This is a genomic window from Rhizobium sp. NZLR1b (genome assembly GCF_019685155.1).
Classification (GTDB): Bacteria; Pseudomonadota; Alphaproteobacteria; order Rhizobiales; family Rhizobiaceae; genus Rhizobium.
Map to the genome: position 1 here is coordinate 40,670 of NZ_JABDWC010000006.1, position 20,146 is coordinate 60,815.

Genomic DNA, 20,146 nt, shown 5'->3' on the forward strand with positions numbered 1-20,146 from the left:
CGCATTGGGGACAGCGCTGAGCCTGACAACGGGGCATTGCGCTCAATCGGAAGAACGCTCTCTTCGCCGGGCACGACGCGGGAGTAGAGAATTGGGCGACCATCGCCTCGCTCATCGAGACGTGCAAGCTCAATGCCGTCGATCCACAAGCCTACCTGACCAGCACGCTCACCGCTATCGTAAACGGCCATAAGCAAAACCGGATTGTGGGTCTCCTGCCGTGGAATTCCCCTCTCAGGATGATACGTGCGTAAAGGCTCCTGTCGGCGCGAAGCGGACGTTAGCTGGCGTTGCTACCTGCGTCAGCCGCAGTCACCGGTTCTCGGTCAAAGCCGTAGGCTCGCTGCACTACGGCAACACGAATTTCGTATCTTGAGTACCAATCTTGGCGACCTCGTCGTTGTGCTTCAACATGATCAACGACGGCTTTCCATGCGCGGATGCTCTGTTCGAAGTCCGTGCCCCCGCTCGACAATCCGCCCCGGATCCTGATCGCATTCCTGGCGAAGAGCCGCTTCCTGATCCTGAACCTGACGAAGGCGCCGCACCGGCAAGTCGGGCATCGTCACATTGTCCGACCTTGGGGATGCTCCGCCAGGGTGTTCCTCTCCAGTCGGAGAACCAGCGATGAACCGCGACTGGAAAGATGGTCTGCGTGAGCGGCTGGAGGATTTCGTCGACTCCCTGGTCGTGCAAGGCGCGAAACAGGCGGACGTCTATGAACGCGATCGTCGAGGAGGTGGGACATCTGCGAACTGCATACGAGCGAGATCCTGATCCCGCCGAGGATCGCCCCGGCGCCGAAGCCGAGGAGCCGTCGAACGAATGGCCAGGCGCATTGCCTTAAGGACAATAAAAAAGGCCGGGGCGAATTCGCACCGACCTTCTCAACGTCGCATCTCACACCAGTGCCAGTACATCCGTGGTCAAAAGCAGGATAACGACTTCGGCTATCGCGAACGCTCTCGTGGAGCACTCATCAACGACGCCGATGACCTACATGTAGACGATGATTGATGTCTTCGATGACGCGCTCCGCCGGTTCGTCCATAGCCTCTACCTTCCCTGTCTTCGTAAGAAGACCGCGCAGTGCTTCCGATGTAGTCACGCCCCGTTCGAGAAGACGACGCCGCTCGGCAAGAGCTAGCCGCTGCACACAGTTCGCGGCGCGCACGACGCGCGGTGATGGATGAAGACTGCTGTGGCCTCTGCGAAGAATGCCTGTCACAATGAACTACGCCGGCGTCATCAGCGGGCTATTTCAGCGCTTGCACGATCCGCTCGAGGTTATGCGCCGGCACGTCGTCACCGCGCTCGGCCGCTGCGATCTCGGCGGTCGTCAGGCCTGTGGTGATCGCCAGCTCTTCCAAGCTGTATCCCTTGGCAAGTCGTCCTTTGCGCAGAGCATTTGCCGCCTCGAAATTCTTCGATACGTGATCCATTTCGTTATCCGGTTTTTTGAGATTGCATGGTTGAAGGGGACGTCGCCCTGGACGAAACCGCTGTTTACTTCTGCGGCGTCGCCCCGGCCGCTGCGAGCCTAAGCCTGCGCAGCCGTTCGGTCTTCGCCTCGCGGCGGCGGCGTTCCTCGTCTGCTGCTTCTTGCGCGATCGTGTTGGTGCGCTCGACCGCGGCCGCGCGCTGGCCGACGGTCAAGGTTCGTTTGATCCTTGAAACCATGATGTCCATCTATGGGAGTGGTTCACGATATATGGTTATCCGCGCCTGAATTCACAACACATGGCTGCCCTTCGCCGCACGCGTAGATCGGCCTATTGAAGCGACCGGTGTCCATCATCATCTACCGTTCACACCCGTATCGATGACCGCGCCGCGACTATCCCCTCTGTCGAACGTGCGCAGTCGTCCGGGATGGGAGGGCGCTCCCCGGCGACGGGTCGAGCGCCCTTTGTGTTCAGTGAGCCATGACGATCGAGATACGTTGTGATGAACGATCCACGGTAGGCAGCGTTGGACGAGCAGGAGGAGATCCACGATGGCCACGAACGATACAAACGCCACTAGAGAGCAGCGTCGCCCCAGCGACGTCCATCCGACAGCGTCGAACCCCGAACCCGCCGACGAGGAATCCAAGGCGCCTCCGACTGTTCAGCCGGCTGGCGAGAAAGACGAGAGCGAAAGGCCTATTGTGAACCCCGTGACAGGCGTGCCGATGTAGAAATTCATGAGACCACAACTCGACCAGGAAGATGAGCATCCGCGACCGAGACGATCTCGTTCGCCTTCGACAGGAATGATCGTCGCCGGCTCCTCGTGAGCAACTCTCGTGTCTGTCAGATGCGACGTGAATGAAAGCCCACGCGGCATGGATTTTCTATTTTCGAAGAATCGGCTGAACGTCGCCATTTCTCGAGCGAAATCCTTGGCGATCGTCGTTGGGAGTCCGGCCCTAGGAAATGCCTCGGTTTCCAATCTGAGGCAGATGGAACTCGCTGCACTGTTCTGTCGTGTATTAGAGAGGCTGCCGCGTGAATGATCGACAGGAACGTGCGGGGCCGGGACAGACCTTGATGGAAATGATGGAAAGAAACAGCCACAACGCCAGCTATGTCCGGCAGGTCATCAACAGCTTCCTCGAATGCCTCGACGGAACGGCCGGTCGGGAAGGGGTGGTCGTCGCACTATTGAATGTGCTGTCCGTCCAATTTCTCGGAGAGATGGTGCAGCAGTACGTCGCGACCCGGCGAGTTCTGAATCGCGTCGACAGCCGTCGTGAGGGCAAGCTGCCCCCCACTGCTCTGAATATCGCAATGATGCCGAGAGCACCATTCTGTCACCACATCGACGACGAGTTCGATATCATGATCGGAAAGTGAGGCTAGCGCTTGAAACATCAGCGGCTCCTTTTCGTTCTAGACGACCTGGACTCCTACTTCCAGATGCCAATCGACGGATATCTGTTCTAGTTTCGGCGATCTAACCTGAACATCAGATGAAAGCATCGGGAAAGGAACGACGCTCAATCACGCCAGTCGTTCCTCCGTTTCGGGTTCCACACCCGAGCAAAGCCTTCGTGCAGCAACTTCTCGCCGATTTCTTCACCATTCGTCCGATAGATGTTGACGAGCGGCCGGTGCGTTTGTGTCCTGTCCACCGCGCCGCTGAACATCACCCGCAGGCCCTTTTCAGCCAGCAGCTCTTTTAGTCTCCCTTTGGCGATCAGCGCCAGCTTCCGTTCCTTCATGCACTTCGCGTGCGATCCGATCTCTGGCGTATCGATGCCCGAGACGAACGGAACTCCTTCCCCCAGAAGTCGCATGTTTTGCCCGTCGCATTTTACCGTGTCGCCATCGACGACGGTCAGTGACGCGCAGATGATCAAGCCTGCAATCATTGTTTTTCCGCCTTGTCCGACGCGTTGAGCCTTTCCCTAAGCGCCTTCTCTTGCTCATAGGTCTTGTGGGGATAGTGGCCCCAGCACCACCAGCGCGAAGGGACCGCCCTGGTTGGGCTAAACCCGAAACCGCCCCATTCCTTGCACCCGTCCTCTTCGCAATAGTGGACGTACATATGTGATGCGCTATTCAGCGCTGGCCTGTCCGTGTCGCTCATGGGTTAGAACAAGGTAGGTTCAAAATCAGCAACCGGCGGCACCTGAATGCTCGGCAGCAAGATGATCTTGTCGTCCGGTAGTGGGCGCTGCAGCGTGCTTGCCTCTTCCCAAGGTGCCGTAAGCCACATCTCGACTTCGGCTTCGGTTGAAAGGATCACGGGCATCGCCTTCTGATGAATGGGCGCGACCACAGCATTGGGCTCGGTTGTAAGAAAGCCAAAAAGGTCGGCCTTAACTGGTCCCTCTTTGATTTTCCGCACGCTACTCCATTGCGGCACCCAAAGCCCGCCGAAGAACATCAGCGGTTCGTCAATACTTCCGCTAAACCACGCGTTTCGCGTTCTGCCGCCATCAGGCTTGTTCGCGGGGTCCGGCTCGGCAAAGCGGGTGAACGGTACCACGCAACGGTTCTCGACCCCTAGCCAGCGCATCCAATGCTTGCTGCGCACGTTGCGGACATTGGTCGTCCCACCGTCCGGCTCCATTTTCAGCAGTTCGTCGAAATCAACCGGCTTCCCCTTTTTCCGCAACCCGACGGCGCGTTTCGCCGCCGCGTCAAGGAGAGCTTTCGAAGAACTTGGCAGCCCCCATCGGACGTTCGCCAGTTCTCGGCCGGCGGGCGTGTTGCGGACGATTGGCGCCATTCGGTCGGGCCAGATCTCTTGAAGCGGCTCCATGTTGCCGGCGCTGTCGATCATCGCGCGGGTGATCGCGCGGATGGCCTCCTGATTACTCAGTACCCGGTAAAGATTACACACGTTCCCTCCCTTGGCGTCTATGCGCCTCTGCCGGCTGCTAAAGGGTTTCGTCTCGCCAAACAGGCTTCCTGAGGTTTCGCATTCCGGCCAGGCGCCGGATCGGAAGCTTTCCGACGTCCCATGATGACGGGTAGTAGACGTTCACTTCGATGTAAGCACTCTTATTGCATTCTTGGCAGACAAACCTCAGGCGATTCAAGGTGGTATTCTTGCGGAGCTTAAGAATGTCATCCGGCAGGAAATGGCGCGTAATATTGCAAAGGCCGCACCGGACAACCAGTATATGCCCCACCTGCCGCGCCTCCTCCAAAGACCAGTGCGACAGCTTCTTCGAGATATTCATTTCGGGCATTGTCAGCTCGGGCGGCTCGATCGAAGGGGTGCGCGCTGCGTGGTTGCCATTTCGTCGTCTCACTGCGGCAGCGGTTGATGGCGCACGGTCTCCTCTGCGCCGTCGTCATCGGGCACGTAGGTGATCCACTTATCCAAAACCTTGTCGACCTTCTCCATCAGGCGGAGGAGCTTCATGGACTTGCGAAATCCACCTCGCTCATTGAGCGTGTCGAAGCCTTCGAGGCCGATGTAGATCATGAATTCCTTCAACTGCTCGACGTCCTCTTTGGTGATTTCGAGCTCGTCGTTTACTTCTCGCGTATAGGTCTGCATCACTTCGGCCTTTCGTAAGTTGGCGTCCAACCCCTGGTAAAGCCGACGCTGGAGGCTGCGGCCGTCAATGCGAGCTGAAGGCGGAGATGCTGACAATCGAGCAGCACTGTCGAAATGGCTGCGCGAGGATCTTCGTCGTGCCAGGCCAGCAAGGCTTCCACCTCCCTTTGGATTTCTATGTTCGGGGCTTGGGCTAATTGCGGGCGCACGTTCTCATTCTCCTTGAAGAGCTCAAATCGACCTTGTTTTCAGATTGGCGGCCGCCTTGCCGATGTTCTTATTATGTTCCTGTAGGCCGATGAGTCAATATCAATCTTGGAGCAAGTGCGATCGGGAGAGATCGCAGCGACGACGATGGAGGTGGTGGACCGCACGACCGCTGCGAACAGGGGGTGCAGCAGTACAAGATACTGAAGCCGTGCGGCCTGTCGTCAAAACTTATAACTACCTGAATAGGTTCCTGGATCAGGAGTTTCACGCGAACAAAAAAGCCCCGCTGGTTGGCGGGGCTAGTTTGACAGATGGAAAGGTATCTGCGCCGAGTTGCTTGGGAGCGGACCTAGCGCAACCACGCATCTAACTCACGTCTCTGATCAGAGTTCCCAGGAGATCACAAATTTTTTGAGATCTGCCGGAAAAAAGCCCCGCATTCTCGCGGGGCTCAAGTTTCCGATCGGCTCGAAAATAAGACCCGAGCCCGACGGAAAACACCCGAATTGAGGTAGCGAATGCCACCGATCTCCGCCGGACGTCCGGGGGCAGGCTGAGGTGCGCCAACGCTGATCATTGGCCACCGAACGTCGATGTTGATCTGCGTACTCGATATTAACCTTTTGTTGTACTTGTCGCATGATGCCACTCTACATTAGCTAGTGCGAATTCTATGCTAGCATCGCCTGATGTTGGCAAAGGGAAGGTTCGGGCCATCGAGAGGCCGAAAGCATTGAAACGGGGGGTACGCCGATATGCCGAAACCATTCAAGCTTGCTATTCTCCGCGCTCGTCACGACCCGGCCTATCAATATATTCCAGACCAGACTTGCATCGAGATGGTTATGACCGGCACACAGTCGGTCCTGCGTTATTGGTCCGATACCACCCACGGTTATTTCGACTTTCTCAACAGCGCGCTGTTGCCTTGGGTCGAGGTCACGCTCACGCCGCCTAACACCGATCGCGGAACCCAAGTCACCGCCGCGATCCAGGCCGTGCGCGCCGCGAACCCCGGCTTTGACCCCCTTGCGGGTTTCGATGGGGTGCTACTGTTCACGTTGCCCGGCGGGCAGATCATCAGTGGCAGCTTTTCGGGATGGGACGGCGGTTCCGGCAAACTCGGTGACGGCCGACCCTATTCGACGATACCTGTTATCCCCTCCACGGGTGTATTCACCTGCCACGAGCTCGGGCACACGCTCGGCTTCGAGCATACCTTTGGCATCGACAACAACGGCACCGACTGGGCACCTGGCGACGCGACCATCATCGTCGGCCCCGAATATGGAGCGCCGCACGACATCATGTCGGCGGAGTCCTTTGGCACGCGCTATCTCGGTACCGGACCCAAGTGGTCCGGTAATCCGACCTATCGCGGCGACTACATACCCAACTGGCCGGCGGACAGCTTCCGTTGGCGCGGTCCGCATATCTCGCGTGCAAACCTCCACCATTTCTATCCGGACGCCTTCGTCGGCGGGCGGGTGGTCGAGCACCCGTTTCCCGTCGCGGGGCAATCGGGGAGGGTGCGCCTGGGGCCGCCGAGCGCAAGAGGCGGCGCGACGCTCCTGATCCTGCATCCACCCGGCGAACCAGGCACCGGAGTTGGCCGTGTCTATGTCGAATATCGACCCGCGCGGGACTGGGATGTCGGACTGAAATACGACTTGTCCAACCTCTCCCAAGCGGGTTTAGTCGTGCACACGCTCGAGACTGTAGCGCCTGGAGTCGAGCGGGTCTGGTATCGGGGCGGCGTTCCCATGAATGGCATCGACTTCGACTTCCAACTGCCCGGAAGCGCGCTCACGATCACGCTCGAGGCTTTCGAGAACGACGATAATGGCTGTTGGGCCGACATATCCTGGGCGCTGGGATCGACTCGCTCCGCTACCATCCAGATCGGCGATCCCATCAGAACGCCTCTTGGCCAAAGCGGTTCGAAGGAGGGGCGAACCCCGTGTGGCGATGTCACCACCAAGGTAACTTGGTCCACCTCGACGCTTACCTTTTTTTCTGTGCGTACCCTTGGCTTCGGCGGATCGCCGCTCCCCGGAACCCAACCGACCATCGCCTGGCACGTCGACGGAACGCCGGTGTCCGCTCCCTCGGGCACTGTCGACATTCTCTTCAACGGGTCGACCTTCACTCTGGAATACACGATTGATCCTCTGACCTTTGAGCTCGGTCTGACGTCGCGCGGCGGTGAACGGTTTGGAGCTTCGGTCGACGTCATCGCATCGGAAGCCGGCGGCGGGCCCAGTTCATCCGGGTCCGCTCGGTTCGAGGCGGAAGGATGGCATGAGGAATATACTCCGGAGAGCGTTGCGGTCATCGCCCGATGCATCGACCGCCTGAATCGTTATGTTGTGGTCGAAGACGGGCCGATCAGACCGCATGGGCCTGGGCCCGTCGAACGTCCAGACCCGATACACATCCGCCGATTTGCCGAGGAGATCCGCTCTGGCGGCCTGGTGCTCCACCCACGGACCCAGATCCAGGTCGATCAACTAAGCCGATTTGGGTTATAGGTGACTGTTGTGGCTGCGGGCGTTCTTCCTGCGGCGTTTCTTAGCCTTTGTGTCGAAACCACTTTATAGCGAAACAAAACCCGGCCTAGAGCGTAACTAAATCACGTATAGCGAAACTGATTCACCCATTCCGAAACTGTTTTCAGCCGGCGCTTAAAACCGTAAGGCTATGAAATATCACTATTTTTCAAAAATCGATCATTCGGACTAATAACTGCGGTTTTGGTTTTCATTTTCGCGCCGAAACTTGCGCGCTTTGACGACAAACGAATGCACCGTAGTTGCTTTTAACTTCTAGCACGAGTCAGCGCCGAGGTGTCGCAGCTTAGACAGAGCGCTTTTTCAAAAACGAACTGACCTGGTCGTCAGGTCTCGGTTTCGGTCGGCGGCGGCGCCTCGTCTTCCGGGGGCGATTTGCCAAGATCTTCAAACCTGTTCAGTTCGCGCGCGTATCCAGCGGTATTATGATTGAACACGCCCCATCCGCGATCGCCGATAGGGGCTATGAATTCGATACCGCTCTGCTCATAGAAGTGCTGAACCAGCAATGCGTACTGAGGCAGATCGCGCACGCCCCGCTCCACGCGGTAGACCGTCGCCCGTGAAACGCCTGCATGCTTCTCGACCTGCTCCTGGCTAAGACCAAGAAACTCTCTTGCGACCTTCAGGATTTCCGGCGGCACCATCAGCATAAGGATTCAATGCCATGTATCCACAGGCGCCGCAAACTGACGGAAATAAATGTTGACGTCGAGAAGCTGACGCCATCCATTGGATGCGAAATGCATCCAATGGAGTCGTTTTTATGCCGAATCCTTCGTCAGCCATCTCCCAGTCAATCCGGACGTCTCGAATCAGGTCGCCGCCCCCGTACCGAGTTCGGCCGTTGGAGGCTGCCTAAATGCATCATCGCCTCGACGCAAAGGTCTTTCTGGAGACCAGCAGGGACGCTGCAAAGTTCCTTATGCTTTGCTCTCTGCGGCAAGCACTTCGTGGAACAGATCAGTTTCGGGAAGACGCGAAAGGGATCATCGTCTGTCTTGTCGACAAGGAGTGGATCTGGCCCGCGAAATCGGCCGCGATGCTGCTCATGACCGGCGGCCGGGACCGCTCGTACTACGACGACTTCCGGCGTCCGGTGCACATCATCGGAGAGGCGGCACGTCGCACGCCGGGGAAGGTCGTAGAGGACTTCACGGTGTTCCGACCCGAGCATCAGGCAATCTACCTTGCGACGTCGCTCGACGGCGTCAAGCATTCGCTTCAGTTGGCCGCAGATGTGATCGTGGACCTCGATCATCCCACGGCGAGGCACATCATCGCCGCGAGAAAGCTGCTCGGAGTGGAGGATGTCGACCTGCCGCTTGCCGAGGTGATCGCCCGCCAGCCTGCTGAGATCGTAATCGGTCTCACCGCGAGACAGTCGTTGAAGGGGCTCGACCCGGCTACGCTGACGAAGTCCACCGTGGCACTGGTTCGCTCCCCGAAGCTCTCCGATCTGCCTGGTTACGGCCCGGCCCGCGCGTGGGTCGATGCGATCAAGCAGGACGTGGCTGACTGGCGCGACGACAAGGTTCCCTGGTCGGACGTGGACAGAGGCGTCCTGCTCGTCGGCCCGCCCGGAACCGGCAAGACCTTGTTCGCTTCGGCGCTCGCCAACGAACTAGGACTCGATCTTGTCCCGACGTCGGTCGGCGCCCGCTCTCGTCACCGAGGTCTCGTCCATGATCGGACCCGAGACAGATCGGCAGATGTGAGATTTCTATGCGGTGGACACGAAGTGTCCGCCGCATTAGTCAAGTCCGGCGACGGCGCCGCCGGACAACTTCAGATCTGATCCCGCAGAGACTTGAAAGAGTCCCTGAGTTCGGCTGTAAAAAGCTCCGGCTGCTCCCAGGCGGCGAAATGCCCGCCCTTCGCCGGGCGGCCGTAGTGGATGAGTTTCGGATAGGCCTTTTCGGCCCAGCTCTGCGGCGCCTGATAGATTTCATCCGGGAAGGCGCTGACGGCGACCGGGATTTTGATGCCGCGCGGATCGAAGAAGCCGCCGGCGGGGAAATGCGCGTTGTCCCAGTAGAGCCGAGCCGAGGAGATCGCCGTATTCGTCAACCAGTAGAGCGTGACGTTGTCGAGCACGTCGTCGGGCGTAAGGCCTTCCTTCTCGCCGCCGAAGGAACGAGCGATCATCCGGTAGCTGCGGATGTCGTGATCGAGCATCCAGGAGGCAAGTCCAATAGGCGAATCCACAATGCCGTAGAGCGTCTGCGGCCGATTGTTCATCTCGATCGCGTAGCCGAGCCCGTTCTTGTAGAAATCGTCGAGCTGCCCATAGGCCCGCTTCTCGTCGTCCGAGAGGCTCGCAGGCGCCGGCGCGCCCGATGACAGCAGCTTGGCGATATCGGCTGGCACGGTGGCCGCCATGTTGGTGTGGATGCCGATGAGGCCCGCTGGCTCCTGCACAGCCATCAGCTCGGTGACCGCATTGCCCCAGTCGCCGCCCTGCGCGACGTACTTCGTATAGCCGAGGCGCTGCATCAGCACGGCCCAGGCCTTGGCGATGCGCGGCGGATTCCAGCCCGTCTCCCTGGGCTTAGCCGAGAAGCCGTAGCCCGGAAGGGAAGGAATGACGACATGAAAAGCGTCGGCTTCGGTGCCATCGAAGGCGGTAGGATCGGTAAGGGGCTTTATGATCTTCATCTGTTCGATGACCGATCCAGGCCAGCCATGGGTGATGATTATTGGCAGCGCATTTTCGTGCTTCGACTTGACGTGAATGAAATGAATGTCGAGGCCGTCTATCTCCGTAAGGAACTGCGGAAGGGAATTAAGCCGAGCCTCGACCTTTCGCCAGTCGTGGGTCTTCCAATGGGCGGCGAGCTTCTTGATCGTGTCGAGCCTGACGCCCTGGCTGTCGTCTGTGACGTTTTCCTCGTCCGGCCAGCGGGTGGCGGCAACGCGTCGATGGAGATCGGCGAGTTGATCCTTGGACGCGGTAAACTTGAAGGGTCGGAGCTCGGATACCGTACCGGTCGCTGCGAACGCTTTGGGAAACACCCCGATTGCACTGGCGGACGCCGCGACTGCAAGCAGTGTTCGACGGGTGACTTTTTGCTCTACTCGGGACATGGCGTCCTCCTTGCTCGTGCGTTGTTTGACGAGGAGGAAATTCGCATCGAAGGAGTTCTGCAACAATTGCACCAAGGTATGGCCGACACCTTTGTATCGGGTGGTTCCCCCGCCTGCTCGACTGTCGTGCGGAGGTGGACCGGATCAGAGCTGCCGGAGCGGGGGGAGATTCCAGCTTTTCATTGCGAGGCTGCCGTGATGCTTGCCTCTTCGGCGGACGGTACGGAGAAGTGCATGGTAACGCCCGGCCCTTGGTTAGGCTCAGCCCAAAGGCGACCACCATGACTCTCGATGATGGAACGACAGACTGAAAGACCGATCCCCATCCCATTGTTCTTCGTCGTGTAGAACGCTTCGAAGATCCGCGTACCTCCGTCTGGGTCGAGACCAATTCCGTTGTCGCTGACCGCAACGCTTATCTGCCCATCACCGCCGAGCTCGGTTTGGATCTCGACCGATCTCAGCCGATCCTTCACGCCAGATACCGCGTCAATGGCGTTGCGAAGCAAGTTGTTGATCACTTGTTGAAGTTGGACTCGGTCGCCGTTGACGGGGGGAAGGGAGGTGGCGAAGTGCGTTCGAATAGCGACGCCGTTGCGTCGCTGATCACCTGCAGACAAGGCGACTACCTCACTCACCGCGTCGTTTATATCGACGTCTTCGAATTCGATGTTGCGCTTACTGAATAACGCCCGCAGTCTGGCGATTACCTCGGTGGCACGATTGCCGTCCCTGATCGTGCGCCGCGCCGTCTCAAGGGCCGTTTCTATGTCGGGCGGTGTGGCTGCAAGCATCCGCAGACAGGTGTTCGCGTTCGTGATGATGCCTGACAGTGGCTGGTTCACCTCGTGCGCGATCGCCGCCGACATCTGGCCGAGGCTGAGGATGCTGGTCACTCGCGCAAGCTCTGTGCGCAACTGATCGCGCGCTTCCTCCGTCAAGCGCCTTTGTGTCACGTCTTGGATCGCTCCAAGGCATTCCCGATTTCCATTCCGGTGAATTATAACCTCGCCGATGACGCGAACGTACTTTATGTCGCCGTTGCGGGCGAGAACGCGGACCTCGTATTCCGAGTCCTGGTCGCCTTCGCGTACGGCGCCGATCTTCCCGGCAAAGAGCGCAACGTCGTCCGGGTGTATCCGCTCCGTTATCCGGTCAAACGTCACGACTTCGTCTTTTTCGAATTCGAGGATTCGAAGCCATTCGTCGGACAAGATCAGCTCGTCGGTTTCGACATGCCAGGAGAACGTACCCGTCCTGATCAAGCGCTGGCCTGCAACGAGAAGGGCCTGACTTCTACGCAGTTCATCTTCGGCCTGCTTGCGATCGTCGATGTCAGTCAGTAGTCCATACCATCGGACGATCTTGCCCTCTGCGTCACGAAGTGGCTGTCCTCGCACCTGGAACCATCGGAACACGCCGTCGTGTCTTCGATAACGGCTTTGGTAGTCGTAAGGATTGCCGCTCTTGAGTGCGCCCAGGAAGGTATCGATATTGACTTGCACGTCATCGGGGTGAGTTATGCCGTTCGTTGACCAGTCTTGCACCTCGTCGAGAGAGATTCCGAAATAGTCCAGTAGCTGTTGGTTGCTCCCGTCGAGCGTTCCATCAGGCTGCGAAAGTATGATCATGCCCGGAACCATGTTGACGATATGGCGGAATTCCCTCTCGCTGTTAGCAAGCGCGACTTCGGCGTGCTTCCGGTCGTCGATATCATTCAGCAGGAAGTACCATCGTACAACGAGGCCCTCGTGGTCGCGCACGGGAGTTCCCCGCACCTGGAACCAACGATAGACGCCGTCGTGCCGACGGAGCCTTTCCACTACCTCGTACGATTGACCAGCGGCGACTGCCTCGGCGAATCTAGCCACGCCCCGGTCACGATCGTCAGGATGAATGATATCGTTGGTCTTCCACTTTTGATGCTCGTTGAAGTCATAGCCGAAATATCGCAAGGACTGATCGTTTACGCTCTCCACAGCCCCGTCGGGCCGGAGCACAATGATGAGGCCTGGGATCGAGTTTACGATCAATTGCAGCTCGATCTCGCGCTCGCGCAACGCCTCCGCCGCCCTGCGCCGATCATCGATATCAGTCAGCAGACCATACCAGCGGACGATCCCGCCATTATTGTCTTTGACCGGGTGGCCGCGGACCTGGAACCAGCGAAATTCGCCATCATGGCGACGGAAGCGCGTCTCGAAGTCATACGGCTCTCCCGTTTTGAGCGACGCCGTAAATGTCTCGACACAGTGCTGCAGGTCGTCGGGGTGCGTGATACCATTGGTCGCCCAGTTCACAACCTCCTCAAGGGGCAGTTGGAAGTAGTCGAGAAGCTGTTGATTTGCGCCGTTCAACTGACCTTCGGGCGTAAAGAGCGCGACCATTCCTGCGATAGTGCCGACAATCAAGCGAGACTCGCGTTCACTGTTTGCGAGAGCTACCTCGGCCCGTTTTCGGTCATCGATGTCGATCAGCAGATGCAGCCACCGCTGGATCGCACCAGACCTGTCCCGCAGCGGTAGACCCAGTACGTTATGCCACCGATAAATTCCGTCGGCGCGAAGATGGCGGCTCTCAACGTTGTAAGACGTGCCCGCCATGTGAGCGGCGATCTGGGCTTCGATGGTTTCCTTCAAGTCATCCGGGTGCACGACCTCCGAAGCCTTCCAGTCCTTTAGATCCGAGAGGCTTAGCCCAAAATAGGAGAGGGTCAGTTGGTTGAGGCCTTCGACTTCCCCAGTCGGTGTTGTCACGGCCACGGGTAACGGGATGCTATCGACGACGAGCTGGAAATCGAGTGCGGCCTGCGACCTTTCCCGTTTTTGAACGACGGGTTCAATATTGGTCGCGACCGCGCACCAATTCAATACGCCGTGGGGAGCGTCTTCCAAAGGGGCCCACTGGATGAGGAAATGGTGAAATTCGCCTGCGGCGTGCCGAAGCCGCGCTTCGATCGTTCCCTGTGTCTCTGCGTGTCTAACGCTCTGCAGATGGGCGGTGACCGCGCCAACGTCGGCCGGGTGCACAGCATCCTCCCAGCGCCAAGACTCTCCGGACGCCGGTCGCAGCCCCGTGAACTCTACCCAGCTTCGGTTGACGAAATCGACTTGGCCATCCTCCAGCATGGTCCATGCCATGCCCGGCAGCGCATCGAAGAATTGAAAGACGTTTATCCCCATCGCCCACTCAAAGCCCACTTTCCGGGCGAGAGCCTACAATATCGATCCGTTGACGGCTACTGCGCGGCAATAGACACTTTAGTACCTACGCCTATGTCGGATTGCAGGCATTCCAGGTCCGCCACCCTCGATCAGTCTAACAACGATGCGAGGCGCAATGCATCCTGAAGTTCGTCGGCACTGAAGGGCTTGAACAGACAGTCCGAGGCACCTTCGCGTATCAACCTCGCCCGCACGTCCTCATCCCTGATCGCCGTTATGAAAATGATAGAAATCCTTTGGCCTCTCCGACCGAGTTCCTGCTGAAGCTCCGGCCCGGTCATGCCAGGCATTGCCACGTCGAGGATCATGCCGTCGCTGGTTTGTGGCGACTTAGAATTCAAAAAAGCCTCAGCGGACGCAAAAGCTTCCACAGACAGACCGAACGAGCGGAGGAGATCCGGTAGGGCTTCGCGGACGGATTCGTCGTCGTCGACGACCGAGACATGTTTCTTGCTGGTAGTCATAAATTCCTCCGCATATCACTTGCCGTCGGTACCGCCGACCGACCGATACTTTCCCCGTCGCCGCTCGGAGATGTCGGGAGCGAAAATCCTACGGTAGCACCATGGTCAGCGTTTGGTGCAGCCCACAGCCGGCCTTGATGGTTCTCTATAATCGAACGACTGACAGAGAGGCCGATTCCCATGCCGTCTGGCTTCGTCGTGTAAAAAGCGTCGTAAATTCGGTCCACCCCCTGGGGGGCAAAGCCTACGCCGGTATCCTCGATGTAGAGCCGGATTTCTCGAAGGCCTCCCTCTGTCCTCAAACGAATTCGTCGCGGCCGATCTCCCGCGGCCGGCATCGCCTCGATCGAATTTCGAAGCAGGTTCATGATAACTTGCTGAAGCTGCACGCGAGCGCCGGTCACGCGCGGCAAATCGTTTGCGAAGTCGGCCGTCAATGACGTTTTCGCATGCTGCAGATCGCTCGATATCAGTGCGATGACTTCCTCGGCAATCTCATTGATGTCGACTGCCTCGAGGTGCGGCGGTTTGCGGCTAAACAATTCCCAAAGACGGGCGATCACGTCGGCAGCGCGGTTGGCGTCGCGGATCGTTCGCCGGGCCGTGTCCTTCGCGATATCGAGATTTGGAGGATTCGAAGCCAGAACTCGCAGACAAGTCTCCGCATTGGTCACCATGCCAGCTAGCGGTTGATTCACCTCGTGAGCAATTGACGCGGTCAACACGCCGAGGCTCGTAACGCGAGTTACGTAGGACAGTTCTGATCGCGCCCGATTGAGCGCATCTTCCGCCTTCCGGCTCTCGGTGACGTCCTGCACGGCGCCGATCAATTCCTGATCCCCATCCCTGTTCCGCTCACTATGCGCAAGCACCCGTACGTATTTTGGCGATTGGCTCGGCGTTATCAGGGTTATGTCGTAGTCGAAGTCGCCGGCCCCTCTGTTGGCTTGATCGATAACCTGCTCCACCGTAGCTAGACTATCGGGATCCAGACGGGACAGGACGATGTCGAGCGTCACCGGCGTCGTCGGATCGACTTCGAAGATACGATAGGTTTCCGCCGACCAGGTGACTTCGCTTGTGCCGAGATTGAGCAGGAAACTCCCCGTCTTGCTGAGGCGTTGAGCGTCCGCGAGGAAAGCCTCGCTTCTGCGAAGCTTCTCCTCGGCTCGCTTTCGGTCGTCGATATCCGTCAATAGTCCATACCAACGGATGATCTTGCCTTCGGCGTCGCGAAGGGGAAGCCCTCGAAGCTGGAACCATCTCCAGGTGCCGTCGTGCCGCAGAAAGCGGGTTTCGTAGTCGTATGGTTCTCCCGTGGCGATTGAACCCATGAAGCTATCGATGCAGGTCTGCAGATCGTCCGGGTGCGTGATGCCGTTGCTCGACCAGTCGTTCAACTCTGAGAGCGGACGCTCGAAATAGTCGAGGATCTGCTGATTGCCATCGATCAACTGGGCATCCGGCGAGAAGATCGCGATCATGCCCGCGATGCCGTCGACGATCAAACGGGACTCACGCTCCCGTTCGGCCAGTGCTCGTTCCGCGCGCTTCCGGTCTTCGATATCGATGTGGGTTCCATACCACTTTACGACCGTACCGTCGTCTCCGAGAAGCGGCGTTGCGCGAAAGAGAAACCACCGGTATGCGCCATCGCTTCCACGCATTCGCGCTTCGAAATCAGCAGGTCGGCCCGATATCAGTGACGCGTTCCAAAACTTTGCGAGATCGCTGGCGTCCTCCGGATGAATGACGGATTCCCAACCGGAGCCTTCGGCTTGTTCGGCATTCATTCCTGCATATTCAAGCCATCTATCGTTCACGAAGTCGCAGTAGCCATCGGGGCGGCACGTCCATACGGTGACTGGCATCGCGTTAACGATGTTGCGAAATGCCAGTTCGTTGAACCGCAGCGCTTCCTCGGCTTTCCGCCGATCATCGATATCGATATGAAGCGCGTACCAACGTGCGACGGCGCCGCTTTCATCCGCGAGGGGACAACCGACAATCCTGAACCATCGATATTCGCCGTCGGCGCGCCGGAGCCGTACCTCGGCCTCGTAGGCGGTGCCTTTATCGACCGCCCGTTGAATGGCTTTGGTTAACCCCTGCATGTCATCGGGATGGACGACATCACTTCGACCCCAGGAACGTAGTTCATCAAGCGACCGACCATAGTATTGCAGGAGGTGGCCGTTGATCGCCTCGACGTTTCCGTTCGAATCGAGAACTCCTATGCCGGCCGGAATACTTTCCAAGATAGTCTGATTTTCCGATGCCTTCGCGGCGGCGCCGTGTCGCATCTCTGGTCGCGATGCAATGTCCGCCCCCTCGGTCGCCAAGCCGTACCACCTCTCCACCCGGTCGTTGTCGATCAATGGCTTGCAGCGGACATGCAATTCCTGCAACGCGGCGGTGGGGTGACTTATTGGCAATGTGATTTCGAAAGGCTCGCGTCCGGACAGCAGCGCGTACCACTGCTGTCTCGTGTTCCGCAAGTCTGCGGGAGAGGCGGCTAGTGGCCAAACCGTCACCGCTTCGCCAAGCCCGAGGAAATCAACCAAATTGGCGTTCATGAAATCGATGCTGCCGTCCGGGAGGGCGGTAAAAGCCATTCCTGGCAACGCTTCCAGAACCCGAACGAGTTCCACGCTCATATCTATCCTTTTCGCGGGATTGCACCCTCAGGATACCGTGCGTTTTAATCAACCTGCCGTATATTATCCTATGGTATCGGTTGTGCCGTTATCGCCGGGTTCTACCAAGTTGTGCCGCGCGCCGATCGAGGCTTTACAGTGAATTTCGGGTGGCTCCTCCAGCCGAAGGCGCGCGGCCATGTTCACGAGGTCGGGAAGAGTTCGGGCGCACATCTTCCGCATGACTTGGCCGCGATGCGCCTTGACGGTGATCTCGCTGATATCCAACTCGTATGCCACTTGCTTGTTGAGAAGCCCTTTGACCACGCGCACCATGACCTCTCGTTCGCGCTTGGTAAGCGCCTCGTAACACCCTTGCAGCGCAAGCAGGTTGCTATCGTCACGCAACATGGCCGCGCTCTGTTCCAACGCCGAGCTCACGGCCTCCAGGAACGCAACCGTCTCGATCGGTTTGGTAAGGAAATCCAACGCGCCTCCTTTGAGAGCTTTCACGGTCGTCGGGACGTCGCCGAAACCGGACACGAATATGATCGGCATCCTGCTCCGGCTTATCGTAATCATGCTCTGGAGATCGAGGCCGTTCAGTCCTGGCATATTCACGTCAAGAACCAGGCAGCAGGGAGAGGCCAGAACCGGTGCTTCGAGAAAACTATGCGCGGAGTCGAAAAGCAGGGGTCGCCACCCGGCGGAGCCAATCAGCAGCTCCAGCGATTCTCGCACTGAGATGTCGTCATCAACGACGAAGACTGTCGGTCGATCCTGATCGCCTAGGTTCGAAGTCGTCACCGTGGAGGTCATCCGGTACATGTGCTCTCCCAAAGAGCTGTCCAGGTCGTCGCCAACTTCCCGAAAAATGGTATCACAAAATGTGCGCTTGGCGACAAAATCATCAGTTCGCTTAGCAAGCCTGGACAGAATGATCGGTCCAGCGGGGAAGTCCATTGTACGATGGTATCGGGCCTTAAGGGTCGCGCGTCACCTGCTTGTTGGGTAGAAGGCCCGTGACCGGCAACTTCGCGCGGCTCGCCGGCGCCTAAAGCGGTCAGGAGCAGATAATGGATCGTATCGATGCAATGAAGGTCTTTGTCACTGCGGTTGAAGAAGGAAGCCTGGCGGGCGCCGCTCGTAGGCTGAAGCGGTCCCCGACTGCGATCAGTCGGGCATTGGGTCTGCTTGAGCAACATGTTGGCGTGGAGCTCCTTCACCGAACGACAAGGAGTCTAAAGCTCAGCGAAGCGGGCCAGAGATATGTCGAAGCATGCCGCAGGGTGCTTGTCGATCTCGAGGAGGCGGACATGATCGCCGGCTCAGAGCGATCCTCTCCGCGAGGAACGCTGACAATTTCGGCGCCGCCCATCCTGGGCGAAGAGGTGCTCCGGCCGATCCTCGACAGCTTCCTTCGTGAGAACGCCAACGTCTCCGTTCGGCTTTTGATGCTCGATCGCTTCGTGAACCTGGTCGACGAGGGAGTGGACTTCGCCCTGAGGATCGGAAATCTCGCCGACTCGACCCACATGTCCACGCGCATTGGCGGAGATGTTCGCCGCGTCGTGGTCGCCGCGCCGCAATATCTCGACAGTCGAGCCGCAATCACTGAGCCGTCGGATCTCTCCCGCCACGACTTGATCGCCTTCTCGAACTTCGGCCTCGAATCCTGGAGCTTCGCGCCGGCCAAAGGCACTTCCGTCCCAAGAACCGTTCACTTCACCCCACGCTATCTCGTCAACAGCGTCCGAGCGGCTGCGGCATCGGCCGCCGAAGGAATGGGCGTGACGCGGCTCTATTCGTATCACGTCGCAGAATATGTCCGCGACGGTCGCCTAAGAGTCGTTCTTCATCAGGCGGAGCCACCTGCGCTGCCAGTTCACATCCTGACCCCTCAAGGACGCGCAGCCGTTCCGAAAGTTCGAACCTTCATCGACTTTGCAGTTCCGCGTCTACGTTCGGAACTTGGACGCATCGCCGCGGAATCCGGAAGCCTCGAATAATTGTGCCGAAACGCGGTTGGCTGCCTGCAGGCAAGCGACGGTTCTCCGCGACGTCCTTCCCAGCTAACCTCCTAGACACGGTGATGAGCTCGGCACCGGCTCGGTGCTCGTCAACCGAGGCGGACGGACGAGTGTCGCTGGTAGCCAGCGGGAACGCCGGCCCGAGAGGACCGGCGTTCTTGCGAAATGCTCGGGGCGGAGATGGTTGCCTGGGGCGCAGGCTTTCGTTCAGGAGGTCACGTCGGCAGGGTTTGGCCAGACTGCTCTTTGACCAGATAGTCGGCGTACCATTCTGGCCACGCCTCGTCGTGCTTGCCGCCGTCGCGCTTCTCATGCTCGCCATGGGCGGCCGCGGCCCTGCGCAGCGCCTCTGCGAGGTCGCCGGCGGATGTGAACGCTGCACCTTTGGTGTCGATGCGACCAGGAAGTCTCGCCGTGACTTCCTGTAGGAGCCAGCCGTTTCCGTCCGGGTCGGAGAAGGAGGCGAAAGAACCGTAGCTCGACCGGGAGGGATGTGGTCCTGGCAGCCGCTGGTCGGCGCCCTTGTGATGGAAGACGCCGCCGGCGTCGTGAAAGACGCCGCTCATCTCGGCGCCGCGGGAGGCAAGAGCCGCGTGCGCCATCTCGATGTCGGTAACGACCAAGTGGAGGCCTTGAGCGGAACCGGGTGAGGCGGCCGTCACATTCGATCCGAAAATCGTGGAGCAAGGCGAGCCTGGAGGGGTCACCTGCACGACGCGAAAACCGTCCTTGCCAGAGACGTCGGCGTCGAGCCTCCAGCCAAGGCCAGTGTAGAAGGACTTGGCGCGATCGACGTCGGACACGGGAATGACGACGACTTCGAGCTTCATGTCGATGTGATCCGCGCGCGCGGATTTGGTTGGGGTGGGTTCTTGGATAGCCATCTCGATCTCCCTGTTAATCGCGGTCACTTTCACCGCGATCGGC

Annotated in this window: 18 protein-coding genes and 3 pseudogenes; 7 read left to right on the forward strand and 14 right to left on the reverse strand. The window is 58.8% G+C overall.

From position 1 onward, the window contains the following. Positions 1–29: 29 nt before the first annotated feature. Both HJB84_RS10810 and HJB84_RS10815 read left to right on the forward strand, forming a co-directional pair. Positions 30–254, forward strand: a pseudogene (locus tag HJB84_RS10810) (transposase domain-containing protein); the annotation flags it as partial. Between the two features lie 373 nt (positions 255–627). Next, a pseudogene (locus tag HJB84_RS10815) lies at positions 628–847 on the forward strand (hypothetical protein). Between the two features lie 409 nt (positions 848–1,256). Here HJB84_RS10815 and HJB84_RS10820 read toward each other — a convergent pair. Then, positions 1,257–1,442 carry a helix-turn-helix domain-containing protein gene (locus tag HJB84_RS10820; RefSeq protein WP_221115916.1) on the reverse strand — a complete coding sequence of 62 codons (186 nt, stop codon included), beginning with the start codon at positions 1,440–1,442 and terminating at the stop codon, positions 1,257–1,259. A 64-nt stretch (positions 1,443–1,506) separates the two neighbouring features. Then, positions 1,507–1,689 carry a hypothetical protein gene (locus HJB84_RS10825; RefSeq protein WP_221116028.1) on the reverse strand — a complete coding sequence of 61 codons (183 nt, stop codon included), beginning with the start codon at positions 1,687–1,689 and terminating at the stop codon, positions 1,507–1,509. Positions 1,690–1,996: 307 nt separating this feature from the next. On the opposite strand from HJB84_RS10825, the gene HJB84_RS33540 reads away from it, so the two are divergent. Together HJB84_RS33540 and HJB84_RS34080 are read left to right on the forward strand one after the other, a co-directional pair. Next, positions 1,997–2,179 carry a hypothetical protein gene (locus tag HJB84_RS33540; RefSeq protein WP_259671070.1) on the forward strand — a complete coding sequence of 61 codons (183 nt, stop codon included), beginning with the start codon at positions 1,997–1,999 and terminating at the stop codon, positions 2,177–2,179. 352 nt (positions 2,180–2,531) lie between these two features. Beyond that, positions 2,532–2,837, forward strand: a complete 306-nt coding sequence (locus HJB84_RS34080) for a hypothetical protein (protein WP_221115917.1) — start codon at positions 2,532–2,534, stop codon at positions 2,835–2,837. A 143-nt stretch (positions 2,838–2,980) separates the two neighbouring features. On the opposite strand, the gene HJB84_RS10835 is transcribed toward HJB84_RS34080, so the two are convergent. From HJB84_RS10835 to HJB84_RS33980, 5 genes are all read right to left on the reverse strand, one after another. Beyond that, positions 2,981–3,355, reverse strand: a complete 375-nt coding sequence (locus HJB84_RS10835) for a thermonuclease family protein (protein WP_221115918.1) — start codon at positions 3,353–3,355, stop codon at positions 2,981–2,983. Then, complete coding sequence (locus tag HJB84_RS33550; protein ID WP_405049242.1) at positions 3,352–3,573, reverse strand: hypothetical protein; 222 nt, start codon at positions 3,571–3,573, stop codon at positions 3,352–3,354. The genes HJB84_RS10835 and HJB84_RS33550 overlap by 4 nt, the downstream gene beginning before the upstream one ends. Before the next feature lie 3 nt (positions 3,574–3,576). Next, positions 3,577–4,332, reverse strand: coding sequence for an SOS response-associated peptidase family protein (locus HJB84_RS10840; RefSeq protein ID WP_221115919.1), 756 nt, complete (start codon positions 4,330–4,332; stop codon positions 3,577–3,579). A 411-nt stretch (positions 4,333–4,743) separates the two neighbouring features. Then, complete coding sequence (locus HJB84_RS10845) at positions 4,744–4,998, reverse strand: hypothetical protein (protein ID WP_221115920.1); 255 nt, start codon at positions 4,996–4,998, stop codon at positions 4,744–4,746. Beyond that, positions 4,998–5,207: a hypothetical protein gene (locus tag HJB84_RS33980; protein WP_311044995.1), complete on the reverse strand. Its 210-nt coding sequence runs from the start codon at positions 5,205–5,207 to the stop codon at positions 4,998–5,000. Before HJB84_RS33980 ends, HJB84_RS10845 begins: the two co-directional genes overlap by 1 nt. A 756-nt stretch (positions 5,208–5,963) precedes the next feature. Here HJB84_RS33980 and HJB84_RS10850 point away from each other — a divergent pair. Continuing rightward, on the forward strand, positions 5,964–7,739 hold the full coding sequence (locus tag HJB84_RS10850; RefSeq protein ID WP_221115921.1) for a hypothetical protein: 1,776 nt from the start codon (positions 5,964–5,966) through the stop codon (positions 7,737–7,739). 365 nt (positions 7,740–8,104) lie between these two features. Here the strand turns inward: HJB84_RS10850 and HJB84_RS10855 are convergent, their stop codons facing one another. Next, positions 8,105–8,431: a helix-turn-helix transcriptional regulator gene (locus HJB84_RS10855; protein ID WP_245510236.1), complete on the reverse strand. Its 327-nt coding sequence runs from the start codon at positions 8,429–8,431 to the stop codon at positions 8,105–8,107. 209 nt (positions 8,432–8,640) lie between these two features. On the opposite strand from HJB84_RS10855, the gene HJB84_RS10860 reads away from it, so the two are divergent. Further along, positions 8,641–9,576 (forward strand): AAA family ATPase, encoded by a 936-nt coding sequence (locus HJB84_RS10860; protein ID WP_221115922.1) that lies wholly within the window; start codon positions 8,641–8,643, stop codon positions 9,574–9,576. Here the strand turns inward: HJB84_RS10860 and HJB84_RS10865 are convergent. From HJB84_RS10865 to HJB84_RS10885, 5 genes and pseudogenes are all read right to left on the reverse strand, one after another. Then, positions 9,567–10,865, reverse strand: a complete 1,299-nt coding sequence (locus HJB84_RS10865; RefSeq protein ID WP_221115923.1) for an epoxide hydrolase family protein — start codon at positions 10,863–10,865, stop codon at positions 9,567–9,569. The two genes, HJB84_RS10860 and HJB84_RS10865, sit on opposite strands and share 10 nt — an antisense overlap. Positions 10,866–11,044: 179 nt before the next feature. Further along, positions 11,045–14,047: a PAS domain-containing protein gene (locus HJB84_RS10870; protein ID WP_207584020.1), complete on the reverse strand. Its 3,003-nt coding sequence runs from the start codon at positions 14,045–14,047 to the stop codon at positions 11,045–11,047. A gap of 131 nt (positions 14,048–14,178) precedes the next feature. Then, complete coding sequence (locus tag HJB84_RS10875) at positions 14,179–14,553, reverse strand: response regulator (RefSeq protein ID WP_207584021.1); 375 nt, start codon at positions 14,551–14,553, stop codon at positions 14,179–14,181. Further along, positions 14,550–17,210 (reverse strand): PAS domain-containing sensor histidine kinase, encoded by a 2,661-nt coding sequence (locus HJB84_RS10880; protein ID WP_221115924.1) that lies wholly within the window; start codon positions 17,208–17,210, stop codon positions 14,550–14,552. Before HJB84_RS10880 ends, HJB84_RS10875 begins: the two co-directional genes overlap by 4 nt. Before the next feature lie 138 nt (positions 17,211–17,348). After that, positions 17,349–18,017, reverse strand: a pseudogene (locus tag HJB84_RS10885) (response regulator transcription factor); the annotation flags it as partial. 248 nt (positions 18,018–18,265) lie between these two features. Between HJB84_RS10885 and HJB84_RS10890 the strand changes: the two are divergent. Further along, on the forward strand, positions 18,266–19,198 hold the full coding sequence (locus tag HJB84_RS10890; protein ID WP_207584023.1) for a LysR family transcriptional regulator: 933 nt from the start codon (positions 18,266–18,268) through the stop codon (positions 19,196–19,198). A gap of 236 nt (positions 19,199–19,434) precedes the next feature. On the opposite strand, the gene HJB84_RS10895 is transcribed toward HJB84_RS10890, so the two are convergent. Continuing rightward, positions 19,435–20,103 carry a VOC family protein gene (locus HJB84_RS10895; protein ID WP_207584024.1) on the reverse strand — a complete coding sequence of 223 codons (669 nt, stop codon included), beginning with the start codon at positions 20,101–20,103 and terminating at the stop codon, positions 19,435–19,437. Positions 20,104–20,146: the final 43 nt, after the last annotated feature.